Genomic DNA, 14958 nt, shown 5'->3' on the forward strand with positions numbered 1-14958 from the left:
CCTACCATCCCTGGACGCGCTGTTGGCTGAAGCCGACAAAGCGCTGAAAACCCTAACAGCCACTCCGATTGCACAACGCCGCAACCCGGCCAAAAATATGCACGGCAACTCGGACACCTTAAACGACCAGGAAAAATCCAAAGTGATTGGTTTGATGCGGGTGAACCACGTGGGGGAAGTGTGCGCACAGGCACTGTATCAAGCCCAGGCATTGTGCAGCCAAGACCCGGCCAAAAAGGCACTCTTTGTGGAGGCCGCCCGGGAAGAAGCGGACCACTTGGCTTGGACACAGGAGCGGCTAAACGAACTTGGTGGTCGCCCCAGCCTGCTTAACCCACTGTGGTACGGCGGCGCCTTTGCATTGGGCCTGGTGGCCGGTCAATTGGGTGACAAGGTTAGCCTTGGGTTCATGGCCGAAACAGAAAGGCAGGTGGAAAAACACCTGAACAACCACCTTCAGCGACTACCGGCAGCCGATGTGGCCTCACGGGCCATTCTGGAGCAAATGAAACAGGATGAAATTGATCATGGACAGACGGCCTTGGCCCATGGCGGTGAACATTTACCCCTGCCGGTCAAAATGGCCATGACCGCCATGTCGAAGGTCATGACCACGCTGGCACAGAAAATTTAGTCTTCCACGATGTCGTGGGTAAACACCAGCTCCGCAGTTTTGCCCAACATGGCGGAGGCTGAACAATACTTCTCGTGGGACAGCTTGATGGCCCTGTCCACCAAATTGGGTTTCAAGCCTCGACCCGTGACCGTGAAGTGAAAGTTGATTTTGGTGAATACCTTGGGCTCCTTGTCCGCCCGCTCAGCCGTCAGCTTGACGTGGCAGTTGCGCACATCTTGCCCACTTTTGCGCAAAATCAGCACCACATCGTAGGCCGTACAAGCGCCGGTGCCCGACAAAACCACTTCCATGGGACGCGGTGCGAGGTTGTTGCCGCCGCCATCGACCGCACCATCCATGCAAAACATGTGGCCACTCCCTGTGGTGGCCACGAAACTCATGCCCGGCAAACCAGACCAACTCACTTCTGCTTCCATCAAATCACCCTGTAAAAACAGACAAACTTCAATTGTGCTATGCACAACAAAGAACCAAACAAAACTTGAAATCTCACTCTATTTGAGTAAAGTTTTGTTAAAAATAACCTTCTGGTCATTAAAAATTAATTTAAATACATGATTTTAATCAGTAATTTTAAATGACCTAAAAACCAACAATTTAGTTGCTTTTATCGGCCACCGCACCAAATCTCTTGCACCGCAACAGAATTATGCCTACAATTCAATCATCGACGTTGAAGATGTGACGAAGTTGATCCGATCCTCGTCACCCGACGCAAGATTGTCTCCTCCACCCTCCTCCTTTGGTGGATTTAAACCCAAGCACTCCGGTGCTTGGGTTTTTTTTTCGTCTGAACACCCGAAAACCTCAAAAACACAAAAATTTTAACCGAATAATCAAAAGTTTGCTAAAATCGCGGGTTACCTGTTGGGAGAGCCTTTCGACCGGTCTTGGTTTCAAGGTCACAACAAGAGAGGCAACAGGTAAAGCGAGTACATTCAACCCTTAAGGAACAACCATGAAAACCTACTCAGCCAAACCCGGTGAGGTTAAACAAGAGTGGTTTGTGATTGACGGCACCGACAAGGTGCTGGGCCGCGTAGCCAGTGAAGTTGCGCGTCGCCTGCGTGGCAAACACAAACCTGAATTCACACCCCACATCGACACCGGTGACTTCATTATTGTGGTCAATGCCGGAAAACTGCGTGTGACAGGCACCAAAGGCCTGAACAAGAAGTACTTCCGCCACTCCGGTTTCCCCGGCGGCATCTACGAAACAAACTTCGACAAGATGCAGGAACGTTTTCCCGGCCGTGCGCTGGAAAAAGCCGTGAAGGGCATGCTGCCCAAGGGTCCGCTTGGCTACGCAATGATCAAGAAACTCAAGATCTACGCTGAAGCCGAGCATCCGCACTCTGCCCAACAACCCAAGCCGCTTGAAATCTGAGGTGAAGCATGATTGGTGAATACAATTACGGTACCGGTCGCCGCAAAAGCTCGGTTGCACGCGTTTTTATCAAGAAGGGCACCGGCCAGTTCGTTGTGAATGGCAAACCCCTGACTGAATACTTCGCCCGCGAAACAGGCCAGATGGTTGCACGTCAACCCTTGGTACTGACTGCCAATGAAGAAAACTTCGACATCATGGTCAACGTTCGCGGTGGCGGCGAAACAGGTCAGGCAGGTGCTGTGCGCCACGGCCTGACACGCGCCCTGATCGACTATGACGCAGAGTTGAAGCCAACACTGTCCAAGGCCGGTTTGGTCACACGGGATGCGCGTGAAGTTGAACGTAAGAAAGTCGGTTTGCGTGGCGCCCGCCGTCGCAAACAGTTCTCCAAGCGTTAATACTGCCGGTATTACGCCTACCGAGAATTCAGACTCTCATCCAGCCACCCTCCCAGCTGGAGTACAATCAAAAGCCGCACATTTGTGCGGCTTTTTTTCTGTCGATACTTTTTGGCAATCAAGGGCATGAAATGATCAAAGTGGGCATTGTGGGTGGAACTGGCTACACCGGTTCCGAGTTGCTGCGTATCCTGGCACTGCACCCCCAGGTTGAACTCAAAGCCATCACATCACGCGGCGAGGTGGGTCAAGCCGTGGCAGACATGTTTCCAGCCCTTCGCAAACGGGTAAATATTGCGTTCTCCGAGCCCACGTTTGAATCCCTGAAAAATTGCGACCTGGTGTTTTTTGCCACCCCACACGGGGTTTGTATGGCACAAGCGGCCGAATTGGTGAATGCCGGTATTCGGGTGGTGGACTTGGGGGCCGACTTCCGTCTGAAAAATACGGCTGAATTTGAGCACTGGTACGGCATGCCCCATTCAGAACCCGCCCTCCTGGAAGAAGCGGTGTATGGCCTGATTGAGGCCCATCGGAATGCCGTCCGCACCGCCCGCTTGGTCGGCCTGGCGGGTTGCTACCCAACCTCTGTCCAATTGGCCTTAAAGCCTTTGCTGACCGCCGGCGCACCCCTGATTGACGAGACCACGATCATTGCCGACTGCAAGTCTGGTGTGTCGGGTGCTGGCCGAAAGGCCACCGTGGGAAGCCTGTTCTCAGAGGCCAGCGAAAACTTCAAAGCCTACAGCGTGAGCGGACACCGTCACTTGCCGGAAATTGAACAAGGGCTGGAAATGATTTCGGGTCGCAAAACCCATGTCACTTTCACACCGCACTTGGTGCCCATGGTGCGCGGAATTCTTGCCACTGTGTACGTGAAACTGAACGATGCCGGTCAGGCGACCGACCTGCAGGCCCTGTACGAAGGGCATTACCGGGATGAATATTTCGTTGATGTCATGCCCAAGGGCTCCCTGCCCGAAACGAAGCATGTTCGGGGCTCCAATTTCGTCCGTCTGGCGATCCACCGTCCCCAAGGGCGGGATACGGCGGTCATCCTGGCCACCATCGACAATCTGGTCAAAGGTGCGGCAGGTCAGGCGGTTCAGGCCATGAACGCCATGTTTGGTCTGCCCGAACACCTTGGTCTTGAACAACTTCCGCTGGCACCGTGAACACCCTGACCAACAATTTGAAGCGGCGCCGCCACCAGCTCAAGACGCTGCTGCCCGGGGTTCAACGATCGTCTCGAATTGCATTTTCGATTGGGTTGAGCATCGGCTTGCTGGTGAGCATCATCATCGCCTTGTATGCAAGCCTGGGACCGCAGAACAACCCCATGCAGCGCTTGTTTTCCACCACGGAAGTCAGCGACTTGAATGCCCAGCTCAGCACCCTTCAGCGGGATAATCAAGAGTTAAAAGAGGCGACAGCCCGTTCTGTGGAACTTCAAAAACTGGACGAAGAAGAGCGGGAAAAGCTCAACTTGTTGATTACCAACTTGGAAAGCGAAAATGCCCGTTTGAAAGAAGACTTGGCGTTCTTCGAGGGCTTTATCCCCGGTAGTCTGGAAGGAACCATCTCCCTCAAACGCTTGCAGGTCACACGCGATACCGTACCCAATCAGTATCGATACAGAGCCCTGTTGATCCAGGGCAACGACAGCCCTCCTGTCAATCTCAAGGTTCAACTACTGATCAAGACCTTGAACAAAGACAAACCGGCTGTCATAGTGTTACCAGCAACACCCAATGCCAAAGACCCCCAATTTGAAATACGGTTGACCCGTTTTTCACGGGTGGCCGGCACTTTTTCCTTGCCGGACGGTGCAAAACTTCAAAGTGTCGAGCTCCGAATTCTGGAGGGTGGCACCATCCGGGCCCAGTCCAACACGAAACTCTAAAGGCGAACACACCATGTTTTCGAAGAAATCCAAGCGCATGTTGCCCATTCAAAGCCTGGTCGGCGCCGGCATGCACATCAAGGGTGACATGAAGTTCAAAGGCGGACTACGCATCGACGGTGAGGTGGATGGCAATGTCGTGGCCGAAGAGGGGGAAAAGTCCCTGTTGGTCATCTCGGAAACCGGACGGGTGCGCGGCAGCGTTCAAGTGGGGCATGTGGTGGTCAGTGGTCACATTGTTGGCCCGATTGAGGCCAAGGAACTTCTGGAGCTCCACCCTTCCGCAAATGTCTCCGGTGACGTAAGATATAAGGCATTGGAAATGCATCCCGGCGCGGTCGTGGATGGCACTTTGCAACACGAGCAAGATGATTCGGCGCCCGCAAAGCTGGCATTGGCCAGCAGCAAAGCCGGATCTGGCAGTAAACAGGCTTAAACAAGGCAGGACACCATGGAAGCAACCACAGAACAACCCAGCGTATTGGTTTTCACTGATGCGGCCGCCGCCAAAGTGCGGGATTTGATCAACGAGGAAGGCAACCCTAACCTGAAGCTGCGTGTATTCGTGCAAGGTGGTGGTTGCTCTGGTTTCCAATACGGGTTCACCTTTGATGAAGACGTGAACGAGGACGACACCACGCTGGACAAAGGCGGAGTGACCCTGTTGATCGATTCAATGAGCTTTCAATACCTGACCGGTGCAGAAATCGACTACAAAGAGGACCTGAACGGTGCTCAGTTCGTGATCAAGAACCCGAATGCCACCACCACCTGTGGTTGCGGTTCGTCCTTCTCGGTCTAAAGAACACACGCAATACTGGTGTTAACCGGTATTGCTGGAGACAGCAAAGCCCACCACACTGGTGGGCTTTTCCATGGATGGGTGTCCGGCTTGGCAAACCCGGCCCAAATACACCGTGAACCCACTGCTGCTTTTTCCTGATTTCTCACTGATTGCGCTAGGCTACCTGCTCAAGCGCTTCTGGATGCCGCCCCAAGCCTGGGTCACCATCGAAAAGCTGGTGTATTTCGTTCTGTTTCCATGCCTGCTGTTTCATTCCGTGGCAATGAGTCCCGTCAATTTAAATACGGTGGGTGCATTTGCCTTGGGTGGCCCCCTGGTCATCACCGTCAGTTTCATCGCTGGCTGGGCTGGCCGATGGATTAGTCCCATGGGCCGGATTGATTTCGCCTCAGGCCTACAAACAGCCTACCGTTTCAATTCATACATCGGCCTTGCACTGGCCAGCCGCCTTGGTGGTCCTGAAGGAGTGGCCAACCTGGCAATTTTATTAGCGCTGGGTGTACCACTGTGTAACATGCTGGCCGTGGGCTCCATGAGCCGGGGGAATATTTGGGGTGTTCTGGGCGACATTGTCCGAAACCCGCTGATTATTGGCACCCTGCTGGGCCTGTTCGCAAAGCTGCTGCAAATTGATATTCCTCACCCTGTGCAGCTAACGCTGGAACGCCTTGCGCAAGCCGCTGTGGCCTTGGGTCTCCTTGCGGTGGGGGCGGGCCTTGTGTTTTCGGGCATTCGTGGTCATTGGTCTGTCTCCATCTGGTGGCTGGGTCTGAAATTGATTGCCTCACCAGCCCTGGCCCTGGCCTATGCGCATTGGGTACAACTGCCCGTTGAACAAACCCGTGTTTTGCTGGTGTTTTCAGCCCTGCCCAGTGCGTCGAGCGCCTACATATTGGCCGCGCGTATGGGTGGGAACGCACCCTTGGTCGCCTGCCTGATTTCGCTGTCCACCGTTGGTGCAGCCTTCACCTTGCCCTTGGTGTTCACACTGGCCCAACCTCATTTGAATTGAAGCAAGGCGTCCACCGTGTTGCTCAACCAGGGTTTGGCAAGTTCCAACCAATTGGCCTGAAGCGGATCCACGGTGTGTTTACCAGGCATCGAACGCAACCAGGTGATTTGCCGTTTGGCCAGCTGTCGGGTTGCTGCCACCCCTTTCTCGATCATCTCGGCACGGTTTAATTCGCCATCCAGATACGCCCACACCTGCCGATAACCCACGCACCGCATGGATGGCATGGCCGTATCCAGCACATAACGCTGGCGCAGCGACACCACCTCATCAATCAAACCAGACTCCAGCATGTGCACAAAACGTTCTGCGATACGGGCGTGCAACACAGACCGATCACCCGGCTCAAGCGCCAGTGTGGGCAGGCTCAAACGTTGAGCCTGATCCCGTTTGTGAAATGTGGACAGCGGCTGCCCGGTGAGCAGGTATACCTCCATGGCACGTTGCAGACGTTGCGAATCATTGGGCTTAAGCCGCGCAGCGGTGACTGGGTCTACCTTGGACAGTTCAGCATGCACATGGGGCCAGCCCAGCTGATTCGCATCAGCCTCAATTCTTGCGCGGATGATGGCGTCGGCCTTGGGCAAATCATCCAGCCCCGCCACCATCGCGTTGTAGTACATCAGGGTTCCGCCAAGAATGACAGGCACCCGCCCACGCTGCCGGATGTCGGCGATCAGACCATGACACGCGGTGAGAAAATCGGCTGCACTGAACGTTTCTTCTGGAGAGATGATGTCAATTAAATGGTGTGGAACCGATGCCAGCTCCTGAGGACTGGGCTTGGCAGTTCCGATGTCCATGTCGCGAAACACCAGCGCCGAATCCAGACTGATGATTTCAATGGGTAAGCCCTGCTGTGCCAACCACACGCCCAAGGCAGATTTTCCGCTGGCAGTAGGCCCGACGATGGCCAAAGCAGGAATGTCAAAGGGTATGCCCATGTGCACAGCCCCCTATTGCCCGCGCAAAAACCATTTGTCCATGTCGCCTAGCGTAAATAAACGCCAGGTGGGTCTGCCATGGTTGCACTGGTCTGAACGCTCGGTACGCTCCATGGCACGCAAAAGGGCATTCATTTCAGGAATACTCAGCTTGCGGTTGGCCCGTACCGCTGTATGGCAGGCCAGGCCCGCCAGCCATGCATTGCGCTGCCGCTCCAACACATGGGCCACGCCATACTGGTGCAAATCTTCCAGCCATTGTTGAATGAGTGCGGATACATCTTGACCCGCCAGCATGGTGGGCATGGCCCGCACAGCCACTTCTTGGGCCGACAGCAAACTGAGCCGGAAGCCCATCTGATCCCACAGCGACTGGCCCTGTTCCACTTCGCTGGCCAGCCGTGGATCAATTTGCACCAACAGCGGCACCAACAACTCTTGGGATGAAATGGATAGACGCTGATCCAAGGCCTGCTTGAATTGCTCGTACAACACGCGCTCATGCGCCGCATGCATGTCCACCACCACCATGCCATCCGGTCGAAGCGCCAGTACATACACTCCGTGCACTTGGGCGATGGCTTGTCCCAAATACTCTTCAGGCTCATTGCGTGAGCCCGAATCTGACCCAATCGATCCAGCAGGTCTGACCTCGGGACGCGCGGGCACCTGAAGGGGCGTGTCCAGGGGGCGGTGGGCGGCCAGATAATCGGCCAAGGCCTCTTGCGCCATACCCGGGTTGGCTGGCCCTTCCCGATTAAACGGCAATACCCCAGACTTGGGCTGAACCCGTAGGGTTGGCTGGCTATTGGTGTTTGGGCTCGAACGCCAAGCCACAGTGGCAGCGACCGATTGAGAGGGTTCCGACTGTGTTTCGTGGACCGCATCGGCAATTCGTTCGCTCAGCGGAACAGTTGCCCTGGACGGTGCCAACACCGATTCAATGGCCTGCCTTACCCATTGGTGCACTGCGCGAGCATTGCGAAAGCGCACCTCGGTTTTGGCAGGATGCACATTCACATCCACTTCCGATGCAGGCAGGCTTAGAAACAGAACGAAAGCGGGGTATTTATCGCCATGCAATACATCTTCATAAGCGGAGCGCACGGCATGGTTAATGAGCTTGTCGCGCACAAATCGGCCGTTCACATAAAAGAACTGCATGTCGCCCTTGCCCCGGGCCGAGTCGGGCAGGCCCACTGCACCATGCAGGCGCATATCACCAGCTTGCACATCAATCGGTTTTGACTGGCCATCGGCCAATGCATCCAGAATACTGAACACACGGGTGCTCCAAGGCATGGCCTGGTGGCGGCTGTGCAACTTGCCGTCCCGATACACCAACCAGCTCACCGCTGGATTGGCCAAGGCCATGCGCTTAACCACATCCAGACAATTGAAAAATTCAGTTTGTTCGGTTTTTAAAAACTTCCGGCGGGCTGGTGTGCTGAAGTACAGCGACTGGACATCCACCGTGGTACCCGGCGAATTCGCCGACGGCTCAATATGCCACCCACCTGACAGATTGTGAATGCTGTAAGCGCAGCCTTGCCCGTCTGGAAAACTGGTCAGGGTGAATTGGCTGACCGAGGCGATAGAGGCCAATGCCTCGCCACGAAAACCCAAGCTCATGACCTGTTCAAGCTCGTCGAGCGACTGAATTTTGGACGTGGCGTGACGGGTGACTGCCAGCGTCAACTCATCGCGCGGAATACCCCGGCCATTGTCTTGAATGCAGATGCGTTGAATGCCCCCGCCATCGATTCGAATGGTGATCTCAGTGGCACCGGCATCCAGCGCGTTCTCGAGCAATTCTTTCACCACCGAGGCGGGACGGTCCACCACCTCGCCGGCGGCGATTTGGCTGATCAAGACATCGGGCAGGAGGGCAATGGGGCGTGCAGAAGTCATACCCCATTATAGGATACTCAGGTGAGGCGACGAGCCACCGGGGGGTTCTTGGCGAAGTACTGGGCAATACCTGCTGCAATCGCTTGAGCAATCTTTTTCTGGTGATCCGGGTCATTCAGTTTCTTTTCTTCTTCCGGATTACTGATGAAAGCGGTTTCAACCAGGATGGACGGAATGTCCGGTGCTTTCAACACTGCAAAACCAGCCTGCTCCACTTCGGCCTTGTGAAGCCGGTGAATTTTCCCGATTTTGCCCAACACTGCACTGGCCAGCTTGATGCTGTCGTTGATTTGCGCGGTGGTGGACAAATCGAGCAACACTTTGGCCAACTGATTGTCGGCCCCTTTGATGTTCACGCCGCCAATGAGATCAGACGAATTTTCCTTGTTGGCCAGCCATTTCGCTGCGGTACTGGACGCTCCACGCTCCGATAAAACGAACACGGATGATCCGCTGGCTGTGGGCTTGACAAAGGCATCCGCATGGATGGACACAAACAGATCAGCATTGACACTGCGGGCCTTCTGGACCCGTGTGCCCAGGGGTACAAAAAAGTCGCCGTTGCGGGTCAACATGGCGCGCATGCCAGGCATGCCGTCGATTTCTTCTTTCAACAACTTGCCAATGGACAGCACCACATGCTTTTCATATGACCCGGAATTACCCACGGCGCCCGGGTCTTCACCACCGTGCCCTGGGTCAATGGCCACGGTGATCACACGTTTGACCTCGAGCCCTTTGGCAGGCTTTTCAATGTGTTTATCAGCGGATTTGTCGGCCAGCTTCTCTGGCGTTTTTTCAGGTGTTTTGTCGACCGGTTTGTCGGCTACAGCGGGTGTCTTGGCAACTTTGCCGCTGCCCTGCCCTTCTGCCATGCGAATGGCACGGGCAATTTCATCCTCTTTGGTGGAAGGCTCGACTGTTGCGGACTCTTCGGGCTTGTTGACCAAGGCCATCAATGGGTCAGCGGGTTTTTGAGGGTAAAAATCCACCACAAACCGGTTTTGGTAGGTGGCCACCGGGTCGATATTGAATATTTCTGGCCGAACGGGCGCCTTTAGATCGAACACAATCCGCACGGTGTTGGCATCAAATTGCCCAACGCGGATTTGCTGCACATAAGGGTCATCGGCTTTCAGTCGGGAGGTCAGCTCCTTGAGCGTTTTGTCCAGTCGCATGTCCAGAATATCCACCACCATGCGGTGGGGATTGTCGACCAGAAAGAATTTGTATTTGAGCGGGCCTTCATGTTCGAGCGTCACGCGAGTGTAGTCGTCAGCCGGCCACAGGCGAACATCCACAAAACGCACCTGTCCAACGGCCCAGGCGTCTGTGGGCAGCAATTTCAGCAGGAATCCGGCTGTGGCCGTTTTCAGCAAATCTCGGCGTGTAATGCTCATGTGTTACCCAGTGTTCAGATCAAATGGTCCAACACCTGTTTTCCCCGTTCGGTGTGTGCAGTCACGGTCATGATTCGTACGGTGGTCGGTTCATCGGGCGAAGCCGGAAAACCATCAGCCGGCGTGGGTGCTGGTCCTGTCATCGATCCATAAGCCAGTTCAAAAGCCAAGTCTGCCAACGGCAACAACCCAGCTGCTTTTTCAGGCCATTCAACCAGGCAAACCGCCTGTTCGTCGAAATAGTCTCGAAATCCTGATTCTACCCATTCATTCTGATCGAAGAAGCGATAAAAATCAAAATGATACACAGAGTAATTCGAGAGATTGTAAGGTTCTACCAACGCATAGCTGGGACTTTTGATGGGCCCGGTGACACCCAAGGCCCGAAGATAAGCCCTCACCAACGCGGATTTGCCAGCGCCCAAGGGGCCGCTCAGGGTGATGCACAACGGCGCGCAGGCGTGCTGCGCGAGCTTTTCGCCTACACTACGGGTTGCAGCCTCATTGGGGCATTCAATGCGTATGGTTTTCATGCATGTCTGATCTGGAACAACAACACTGGGCCCTGATTCAAGCGGCAGCGCAGCGTCAGGGCTTCACAGCACTGGGGGTGAGCGATACCCATCTGCAGGCCTGCGAACCACACCTGACCGCCTGGTTAAACAACGGCATGCACGGTGAAATGGCGTACATGGCTCGCCATGGCACTGCGCGCTTGAACCCGAACCTGCTACTTGAAGGGACGATCCGCATCGTATCACTCCGCATTCCCTACGTGCCTGAAAATACGTTGTCAGCAAGCGACGAAACAGCGTTCACCGACCAAACCCTGCAAGCTGTTCACGATCCGAACCACCCTTACATCAGTTTGTACGCCCGGGGCCGAGACTACCACAAGGTGATTCGCAAAGCCCTTCAGCGGCTCATGACCGATGTTCATGCCCAGGTGGGCCATTTGGGCTACCGCGTTGCGGTGGACAGCGCCCCCACCCCGGAAGTGGAAATTGCCCGGAAAGCGGGACTGGGTTGGCGCGGCAAACACACCTTGCTCATCAATCCAAAAGAAGGGTCACTGTTCTTTCTGGGCGAAATATTTACCAACCTGCCTTTGCCGTTGACGGGTGAATATACAGAAGACCACTGCGGCACCTGCACGCGGTGCATGACCGCCTGTCCCACACAGGCCATCGTGGCACCCTATTCCGTGGACGCGCGGCGCTGCATTTCTTACCTCACCATTGAGCATGACAGCGCCATTCCAGTTGAACTGCGCCCCGCCATGGGCACCCGAATTTACGGCTGTGACGATTGCCAACTGGTGTGCCCCTGGAACAAGTTTTCAAAGCCAGCCGTGTTTGCCGATTTTGAGGCGCGTTCGGCATTGGTCAATCCAGGTTGGGCAGACTTGATGGGGTGGACAGAACAAGAATTTCTTCAACACACCGAGGGTACCGCAATACGGCGAATTGGCTATCGCCGTTTTCGACGCAACCTCGCTGTGGCGGCAGGCAATGCCAAGGGTGTGGCCGACATACCTGAATTGCTGAGGCATATGCGGGAAGGAGCGGATGACTTCCTCAAAGAGCATATTGATTGGGCGCTGGCCCAGCATTGAGCGGGACGCTATTGGATTGGCTTTGGTTTTGCAGCACCTCGGCACGCGCCTAGGCAATGGTTTTTATTGCGACAATGCGCGGGGCAACCTTTGCCTTTCGGGGGGCGTTCGGCACGGGCTGCCGGTGTTGCTGGGGCCAATACGAACACACGATCCACCGCTACTGCAAAGGGGCAATAAAAAACCGGTGGGATTTCTCCTCACCGGCTTCCTTTCATCAGACACTCAACACATCAAGCCACTGGCGCTGGCTGACTGCTCGGTGCCACCTTTTCGCCACCACCGCCACTGCTGGGGCTTCCGCCCGTGGGTGGTGTGCTGCCGCCGCCGACTGGGGGCCGTGGATCACGGCCTTCCATGATGTCGTTGATCTGGTCGGCATCAATGGTTTCCCATTCCAGCAAGGCCTTGGCCATGGCATGGGCCTTGTCACGGTTCTGGTCCAACAAGTCCCAGGCGCGCTTGTATTGCTCGTCGATGATCTTGCGGATTTCGGCATCCACCTTTTGCATGGTCGCTTCCGACATATGCGTGGTTTTGGTCACGCTGCGGCCCAAAAACACTTCGCCTTCATTTTCCGCATACACCATGGGGCCCAATGCTTCGGTCATGCCATAACGGGTCACCATGTCTCGCGCAATGGCCGTGGCGCGCTCAAAGTCGTTCGAAGCGCCGGTGGTCATCTGGTTCATGAAAATTTCTTCAGCAATACGGCCACCAAACAACACCGCGATGGTGGAGAGCATGCGCTCTTTGTCCATGCTGTAACGATCACCTTCGGGCAACTGCATGGTCACACCCAGGGCGCGGCCACGGGGAATGATGGTGACCTTGTGCACAGGGTCGGTTTTGGGCACCAAACGGGCCACGATGGCGTGACCCGACTCGTGGTAGGCCGTGTTGCGTCGTTCCTCTTCCGGCATCACCATGCTCTTGCGCTCGGCGCCCATGATGATTTTGTCCTTGGCTTTTTCGAAGTCTTGCATTTCGACCACACGGCCATTGCGGCGCGCAGCAAACAAGGCGGACTCGTTCACCAGGTTGGCCAGGTCAGCACCGGAGAACCCCGGTGTACCGCGGGCCAGTACGGAGGCATCCACATCGGCGCTCATGGGAATTTTGCGCATGTGCACTTTCAAAATTTGCTCTCGACCGCGAATGTCGGGCAAGCCCACCACCACCTGGCGATCGAAACGACCAGGGCGAAGCAAAGCTGGGTCGAGCACGTCGGGGCGGTTGGTTGCGGCGATCACAATGATGGCTTGACTGGTCTCGAAACCGTCCATTTCCACCAGCATCTGGTTCAATGTTTGCTCGCGCTCGTCATTACCGCCACCCAATCCGGCACCCCGTTGACGGCCCACGGCGTCAATTTCATCAATGAAAATGATGCAGGGTGACTGCTTTTTGGCTTGTTCGAACATGTCGCGAACACGGGCAGCACCCACACCCACGAACATTTCAACGAAGTCGGAACCGGAAATGGCAAAGAACGGCACTTTGGCTTCGCCCGCGATGGCTTTGGCCAACAGGGTTTTACCGGTACCGGGCGAACCCACCATCAACACACCGCGGGGAATGCGTCCACCCAGCTTCTGAAATCGTGAAGGATCTCGGAGGAATTCCACCAGTTCCTGCACGTCTTCCTTGGCTTCGTCGCAACCGGCGACGTCGGCGAATGTGACCGGATTGGTGGCTTCATCCAGCAGTTTGGCTCGGCTTTTGCCGAAACTGAAGGCCCCGCCTTTACCACCGCCCTGCATTTGGCGCATGAAGAATACCCACACGCCGATCAGCAGCAGCATGGGGAACCAGCTGACGAACAGGCTCATGAGGAGCGAGGGCTCTTCTTCGGGCTTGGCACGAACCTGAACACCATATTTCAGCAGGTCACCCACCATCCAGATGTCGCCGGGTGAATACACCACGCGGTCCTGGTCCTCGTTGGTTCGAGCACGGACGGTACGGCCATCCACCACCACACTTTTGATTCGGCCATTTTGAGCTTCCTGCATGAACTCGGAATAGCTCATTTCGTTGGAACGCGATTGCTGCCCTTCAAACTGCTTGAACACAGTGAAGAGCACCAAGGCCACCACCAACCACACCGCTGCTTTCGAAAATGAATTGTTCAACGCCACTTCTCCTAGATGGTCCGCCTCGCTCCTTGGGAAGGTGGAGACGGAATCCCCATTTTAAACCCAAGCCTTGTAAATTCGCCATCGCACTATTTGATTGCAGCGATTGACCGGCTTTATTGAAAGTTTTTATCGGGAATTGATTTACTGCAGATATTCCCTATTTGAGACCCTTGGCGAGCAAAAAGGTTTCCCGGGATCGATCACGGGACGCTTTGGGCTTGCGGGGTGAAACCACTTTGAAAACCTGCTTCATCTCATGGACGATCCCACTGTAGGAAGAGCCGTGAAAAATTTTCATGATCAGGGCGCCATTGGGTTTGAGGTGATTGACGGCAAAGTCGATGGCCAGTTCGCATACATGCTCAATGCGGGCCGCGTCAGCCGAGGCAACACCCGACAAATTGGGTGCCATGTCCGACACCACCAAATCCAGCTTCTCCCCATGGAGGCGTTTGTCCAATTCCAACAACACCTCATCGTCCCGAAAATCGCCTTGAATGAAATCAACTCCCGCAATCGGTTCCATGGGAAGCATGTCCAGTGCAATAATACGACCTTGCACGACCCCGCCAGGCCCGACCATGGCCTCGCGGAGCACTTGAGACCAACTGCCGGGCGCACTACCCAAATCAACCACATTGATGCCAGGCTTGATCAAGCCCTCGGGTTCGGCGATTTCCTTGAGTTTGAAAGCCGCACGCGCACGGTAACCCGCCGCCGTGGCCATCTTGACGTAAGGGTCGTTGATGTGGTCGTGCAACCAGTTTTTGTTGACTTTACCTTTAGCCACAGATTTACCTAC

16 protein-coding genes are annotated in these 14958 nt (G+C 55.2%); 9 read left to right on the forward strand and 7 right to left on the reverse strand.

From position 1 onward, the window contains the following. Positions 1-10: 10 nt before the first annotated feature. The gene (gene coq7 / locus NQT62_RS00215; protein WP_256763499.1) at positions 11-634 is read left to right on the forward strand and encodes a 2-polyprenyl-3-methyl-6-methoxy-1,4-benzoquinone monooxygenase; all 624 of its coding nucleotides are present in this window, start codon (positions 11-13) and stop codon (positions 632-634) included. Here the strand turns inward: coq7 and NQT62_RS00220 are convergent. Then, complete coding sequence (locus tag NQT62_RS00220; protein WP_256762503.1) at positions 631-1053, reverse strand: OsmC family protein; 423 nt, start codon at positions 1051-1053, stop codon at positions 631-633. The genes coq7 and NQT62_RS00220 overlap by 4 nt on opposite strands. 542 nt (positions 1054-1595) lie before the next feature. Between NQT62_RS00220 and rplM the strand changes: the two genes are divergently transcribed. The 7 genes from rplM (at position 1596) to NQT62_RS00255 (ending at position 6145) form a co-directional block, all read left to right on the forward strand. Next, the gene (gene rplM, locus NQT62_RS00225) at positions 1596-2024 is read left to right on the forward strand and encodes a 50S ribosomal protein L13 (RefSeq protein ID WP_256762504.1); all 429 of its coding nucleotides are present in this window, start codon (positions 1596-1598) and stop codon (positions 2022-2024) included. A gap of 8 nt (positions 2025-2032) precedes the next feature. Beyond that, positions 2033-2425, forward strand: a complete 393-nt coding sequence (gene rpsI, locus NQT62_RS00230) for a 30S ribosomal protein S9 (protein WP_256762508.1) — start codon at positions 2033-2035, stop codon at positions 2423-2425. Positions 2426-2556: 131 nt separating this feature from the next. After that, positions 2557-3600 (forward strand): N-acetyl-gamma-glutamyl-phosphate reductase, encoded by a 1044-nt coding sequence (gene argC / locus NQT62_RS00235; RefSeq protein WP_256762509.1) that lies wholly within the window; start codon positions 2557-2559, stop codon positions 3598-3600. Continuing rightward, a complete protein-coding gene (locus NQT62_RS00240) occupies positions 3597-4328 on the forward strand; it encodes a DUF6776 family protein (protein WP_256762510.1) in 732 nt (243 codons plus the stop codon). The genes argC and NQT62_RS00240 overlap by 4 nt, the downstream gene beginning before the upstream one ends. A 13-nt stretch (positions 4329-4341) precedes the next feature. Then, the gene (locus NQT62_RS00245) at positions 4342-4764 is read left to right on the forward strand and encodes a bactofilin family protein (protein ID WP_256762511.1); all 423 of its coding nucleotides are present in this window, start codon (positions 4342-4344) and stop codon (positions 4762-4764) included. Positions 4765-4779: 15 nt separating this feature from the next. Continuing rightward, positions 4780-5130 (forward strand): iron-sulfur cluster insertion protein ErpA, encoded by a 351-nt coding sequence (erpA, locus tag NQT62_RS00250; RefSeq protein WP_256762512.1) that lies wholly within the window; start codon positions 4780-4782, stop codon positions 5128-5130. A gap of 31 nt (positions 5131-5161) precedes the next feature. Continuing rightward, positions 5162-6145 carry an AEC family transporter gene (locus tag NQT62_RS00255; RefSeq protein ID WP_256762513.1) on the forward strand — a complete coding sequence of 328 codons (984 nt, stop codon included), beginning with the start codon at positions 5162-5164 and terminating at the stop codon, positions 6143-6145. Here the strand turns inward: NQT62_RS00255 and miaA are convergent. Genes miaA through tsaE form a run of 4 tightly spaced genes read right to left on the reverse strand, consistent with a single transcriptional unit; the run spans position 6133 to position 10933 of the window. Then, on the reverse strand, positions 6133-7089 hold the full coding sequence (miaA, locus tag NQT62_RS00260) for a tRNA (adenosine(37)-N6)-dimethylallyltransferase MiaA (protein WP_256762514.1): 957 nt from the start codon (positions 7087-7089) through the stop codon (positions 6133-6135). The two genes, NQT62_RS00255 and miaA, sit on opposite strands and share 13 nt — an antisense overlap. 12 nt (positions 7090-7101) lie before the next feature. Continuing rightward, entirely contained in the window at positions 7102-9000 is a 1899-nt protein-coding gene (gene mutL, locus NQT62_RS00265; RefSeq protein WP_256762515.1) for a DNA mismatch repair endonuclease MutL, read from the reverse strand. Positions 9001-9017: 17 nt separating this feature from the next. Then, a complete protein-coding gene (locus tag NQT62_RS00270; protein ID WP_256762517.1) occupies positions 9018-10400 on the reverse strand; it encodes an N-acetylmuramoyl-L-alanine amidase in 1383 nt (460 codons plus the stop codon). A gap of 14 nt (positions 10401-10414) precedes the next feature. Beyond that, entirely contained in the window at positions 10415-10933 is a 519-nt protein-coding gene (gene tsaE, locus NQT62_RS00275) for a tRNA (adenosine(37)-N6)-threonylcarbamoyltransferase complex ATPase subunit type 1 TsaE (protein WP_256762518.1), read from the reverse strand. A 2-nt stretch (positions 10934-10935) separates the two neighbouring features. On the opposite strand from tsaE, the gene queG reads away from it, so the two are divergent. Further along, positions 10936-12015: a tRNA epoxyqueuosine(34) reductase QueG gene (gene queG / locus NQT62_RS00280; protein WP_256762519.1), complete on the forward strand. Its 1080-nt coding sequence runs from the start codon at positions 10936-10938 to the stop codon at positions 12013-12015. 233 nt (positions 12016-12248) lie between these two features. Here queG and ftsH read toward each other — a convergent pair whose 3' ends face one another. Together ftsH and NQT62_RS00290 are read right to left on the reverse strand one after the other, a co-directional pair. Further along, entirely contained in the window at positions 12249-14150 is a 1902-nt protein-coding gene (ftsH, locus tag NQT62_RS00285; RefSeq protein WP_256762520.1) for an ATP-dependent zinc metalloprotease FtsH, read from the reverse strand. Between the two features lie 163 nt (positions 14151-14313). Beyond that, positions 14314-14946 carry an RlmE family RNA methyltransferase gene (locus tag NQT62_RS00290; RefSeq protein ID WP_256762521.1) on the reverse strand — a complete coding sequence of 211 codons (633 nt, stop codon included), beginning with the start codon at positions 14944-14946 and terminating at the stop codon, positions 14314-14316. Between the last annotated feature and the right edge of the window lie 12 nt (positions 14947-14958).

The organism is Limnobacter humi (assembly GCF_024518835.1).
In the GTDB taxonomy this organism is placed as follows: Bacteria; Pseudomonadota; Gammaproteobacteria; order Burkholderiales; family Burkholderiaceae_B; genus Limnobacter; species Limnobacter humi.